Consider the following 4,235-nt stretch of genomic DNA (forward strand, 5'->3'; position numbering starts at 1 on the left):
TAGTAAATTTACGGTATGACTTGAGTTTTTCTGTTTCTGGTATTTTCTGAAAGGCTTGTGTAGCAAGGTTGGAACATGATTTAGTGCTTGTCCCAAGGCGATTTTTTCGGGATGCAGGAACGACAACAGATAGCGCAGGAGCGCTTTTAATGAAAGATGTTGTTTTTTTAGGATTTTGAGGATTTTGCATGTTATCAAGTCTGCTATGGGACTTGATAGGTAAGAAAATCGCATCTATAATATCACTTAGATTGCGAAATCAACGATATCAAGTCCGTTGAAATTAGCCAATCAAAAGCCTCGTTCCGCCAAGAAGTAGGGCTTTTTTTTGGTCTTCAAAAAAGTAAAAATAATATAACTGAAAAAAACAAACTTTGCAAAGCACTGATTTTTCGAGAATTTTAGAGTAAATATTTACTCTATTTTACCTATCTAAGCCTTTGTTTTCTAAGTTGTTCGCACCCTTATGCATGCTCTTCATATTTTGCACCAGTATAAAAGGAAGCATTGTAATCAGATAAATTAAGTGTTTTTGAATTACATCACTTTAATCAATTGGATCAGTAAGAGTAGCAGCTTGTGCAAGTTGAACTAAAGCAAGCTCACCACCACCATAATGTAAAATCAACCCAATACATGTGGCTAGATGCGCTCTAGCTTGAGCACCGTTATAAGAATTTTTCAAAAAATCAAATTCATTCGGACAAAGTGTAGAGGGAGCTTCCAAAAGAAAAAGTACAAAATTAGATTTTGATATTCCTTTGTTAGATATCATTAAGTTTCGCAAAGACTTAGCCCCTAAAATTTTTTGCTGCTCCAAAATAGCTTCGGCTTGAACTATCAAACTATAAGCCATTTTTTCACGATGATTTCTAGTACCAGAATTTGCAAGAATTACCCATTCCGACATAGGCCTCAAAGTTTTTTCATCAGCCTCTCTATACTTTTTAAAATGTGCTGAAACAAATAAATAAATAATAATTCCTGCAACTAAAAAACCAATTAACACGATTCAACCCCTATATTTTTTACAAGTATAAACAAGAGCACTCTTATTAGAAATTATTAGGTTTTTAAGCTGTTCATTTTGAAGTGTTCGCACCCGTTGGGATGCTCTGTTACTCCCGTTTGAGATCAAAAGGGAGCTTGTATTCAGGGAAAAAACATCTTGAATCAAATTAAATATGCGCCACTCGTAGACACTCGTTAATTTCTACATCTCAAAATCATTGCCCTTTTTCTTTTGCTCTTCAAAATCAAAACCATTATCTAATTGATTTTTATTATATAATTTTAAAGATTCATTATATTTACGCTGTCTTTCTTTTGACTTTTCATCAATTAAAAGTACGTCATATTCATTTTTACACTTACCAACCAAAACATCACTTAAAGCGCGTTTTACATCATTCGCACTTTCATAAGCCCATGCACCACCCTCTTGCACTTGATCATCTATAATGCTTTGGATTGCAACAATATATTTTGCAGATGAATCAAAATTATCATAGTAACTTGGTCTTGTTCCCCACCCATTAAAAGTGTCGTCATAATCCTTACTTTTAGACTCTTCACATCGAGATAAAATAATTTCTAATTTCTTTTTAAAATCATATGCCTCTCTATCATCCATTAGCCTAAGCATCTCAGCATATGGGTTAGTTGTAGGCTCATTGTTATCAAGCAAAGCAATATAGTTAGCTCCCTCTCTAATAACACCCTCTAATTTGCTCTGTATTGCGTTATAAGCCAGTATTTCGGGTTCAATAGTACATTCACCCACTTTAGACCGTAAATGCGCTCTATCAGCCTCTATTTGCATTTTACGATCACTTTCTAATGTCTTCCTAAATTCTATTGCCTGTTGTCTCTCTTGCTCTTTTACTAACTGTTCACGATGCGCCCTTAATTGCGCTTCAAATCGTGCATCCTCTTCCCTTTTTCTAACCAATTGATTTTTATGATCTTGTATTCGATCTTTTAAGCTCTGTTCTATTTCCTTGTAATCATTTGGAAAAAGTTCTTTAAACTCAATAATTTGAGAAAATTCATCAAGCATTTTATCAATCTTTTTTTCTAATTTTTTTATCTGTTTTACTGCATTTCTATGGGCTTCTGCCTCTTTCTCTGTCTTAATAATTTGCTCTGAAAGCTTTACAGATAAGGCTTCTTGGGCTTTTAAAGACTGCTTTTGATAGTATTCATGCTGCTCATCAAAAAGACTTCCAAAATACTTCTGTATTTTTTCATCCTTTAATGATTTTCCATCCAATATATGAAGAGTTGATTCATCATAAGTTACTGTTTTTAAAGGTGCTTTATTAATTAAATATTTTTTATCATCAGGCTTTTGAATTTCAGCATAAAAATCTTTAATTGTCGTATGTTCTGCCTTTGATCCCTCCAGCCCTCTTTCAAGCCCTAAATCTTTCACTTGGTCATGAAAATCAGTCTGCATTTTTGATAGTTTTGCCCTACCGCCTAAAAATTCCCTAGCATTCAATTTCCCCTGTGAATCAATAGGAACAACGTATGCGACAAGGTGCGGGGTAGTTTCATCACGGTGGATCGAGGTACTAATAACATTTTCAGCACCATGCCTTTGTTTTAACCATTCCAGTGAGCGTTTAAAAAAATCCGCTTCTTTTTCTGTCCCCAATCCCAACCAATCTGGAGACATCGTTATTAAATATTCAACACATAGGACAGCGTTTGAACGTGTTTTTTCAGGAAGTCGATTTTTAATCCCATCCATCACCTGTCCTGCTGTTTTTAAATCATGGTCATTATTAACAGTACGGTATGGGTCAGCATTAGGAGTAGGTCTATTGCGATAGTTATGGCTCAAAGATGCAGCAATATTGCCCATCGTTTTCAGTTTTTCTGTTCTGAGAATTGCATAACTCATAAAACACATCCTATCGCTAGTTTTCCCCCAGTGTGCCACAGGGAAAAACATTAGCGAAGCGGAATGTGTACTCACTACACAATTTTAAAACTGCGTTTTCAAATTATTCCATGAGCGGGGGAGATTTCTCCCCTCGACCCCTCAAAAAATCCGACGGATTTTTAAGCCCAATCAAAAAATCCTTTGCGGTTTTTAGATCGGTCTGAATCCCATTTCTAGCGAAATCGGATTCGATATGTTCCAAAAATTCTGACCGAACTTTATGGAAACATATCGCCCACCAATCTTGGGGGCTAAGAAAAAGAGCATGCAAAACTTCAGAACTATCATCTTCAGTATTTGCTATTTCTTCATCGTCCTTTATCTCAATTTTTAATAATTGCTTTAATCCCTTTGACCAAAATAATTGGCGACGACCTTTAAAGGCATCGGCATAAGTTTTGAATATGTATGAATATTTGTCTTTTGTACTTGCTTCCATTTGTGCAAGTTCCAGCACTTCCCACATTGTCAGACTTTGCAAATTATTCTTACCGATCTTCATGTGTGCCTGAGTCATTTCCTCAGCCATGCCCCATTTAGAAATATAGTCCGCCAAGGTGTCATCACTGTTTGACCCCATTTTTAAATCTATTCCATTTCTAAGACTTGGCTTACCAAGTCCGGCTTTGACACACTTCTCAGCCCAATACTCATAAAGTTCTTTTTCGATAATCTCTAAATCTTCCTTCGTATACTGTTTATCGAGAAAACATAAAATATGGTAGTGAGGGTGAAAACCATTGCTATCACTGTATTTCACTTCGGTAGCTGTGATATGTCCTACCATTGGAAATTGGTCAGCCAAGTAGTCACGGCTGTTTCTATTTGTCCAAAGTTTATGCTTTGCCTTACTCATTTTTTTAAGTAGCTGCCCCAGGTTATCACCTAAATAATGGGGTACGGTTAAGGTCAACATTGCAACATGCAAACCCTTATCCCTACAGCCTTTCATAGCTTCGGCTAATTCTTTTTTCCTTTCCTGAGAAATCTTATAACTGCAATCAGGGCAAGCCCAAACAGAACCGCAGTACTGCAAATTGCTATAACGAGCCAAGCCTTTCGAGGCATCGAACTGGACACCTACATCTAACTCTTTATCAATTCGCCATTTGCCACAGCCACAAACACGGTTTTGTTTTTTCCCTTTCGGGTCGAAAAGGATCTCGCCTGCACGTTCTTTTAACTTAATAGTAAATTTACGGTATGACTTGAGTTTTTCTGTTTCTGGTATTTTCTGAAAGGCTTGTGTAGCAAGGTTGGAACATGATTTAGTGCTTGTCCCAAG

General features: G+C 36.3%; 3 protein-coding genes and 1 pseudogene. All 4 read right to left on the reverse strand.

Translation table 11 applies throughout. The features are described from left to right. Positions 1-190: pseudogene (locus tag ACG916_RS21360) on the reverse strand (protein rep); the annotation flags it as partial. A gap of 357 nt (positions 191-547) precedes the next feature. Next, positions 548-1,009 (reverse strand): hypothetical protein, encoded by a 462-nt coding sequence (locus ACG916_RS21365; protein ID WP_419368212.1) that lies wholly within the window; start codon positions 1,007-1,009, stop codon positions 548-550. Between the two features lie 204 nt (positions 1,010-1,213). Next, complete coding sequence (gene mobV, locus ACG916_RS21370) at positions 1,214-2,908, reverse strand: MobV family relaxase (protein ID WP_419368213.1); 1,695 nt, start codon at positions 2,906-2,908, stop codon at positions 1,214-1,216. 103 nt (positions 2,909-3,011) lie between these two features. Continuing rightward, positions 3,012-4,235, reverse strand: a 1,224-nt coding sequence (locus ACG916_RS21375; protein ID WP_419378809.1) for a protein rep, incomplete at its 5' end; no start/stop codon positions are given.

This window comes from Acinetobacter legionensis (assembly GCF_048552295.1).
In the GTDB taxonomy this organism is placed as follows: Bacteria; Pseudomonadota; Gammaproteobacteria; order Pseudomonadales; family Moraxellaceae; genus Acinetobacter.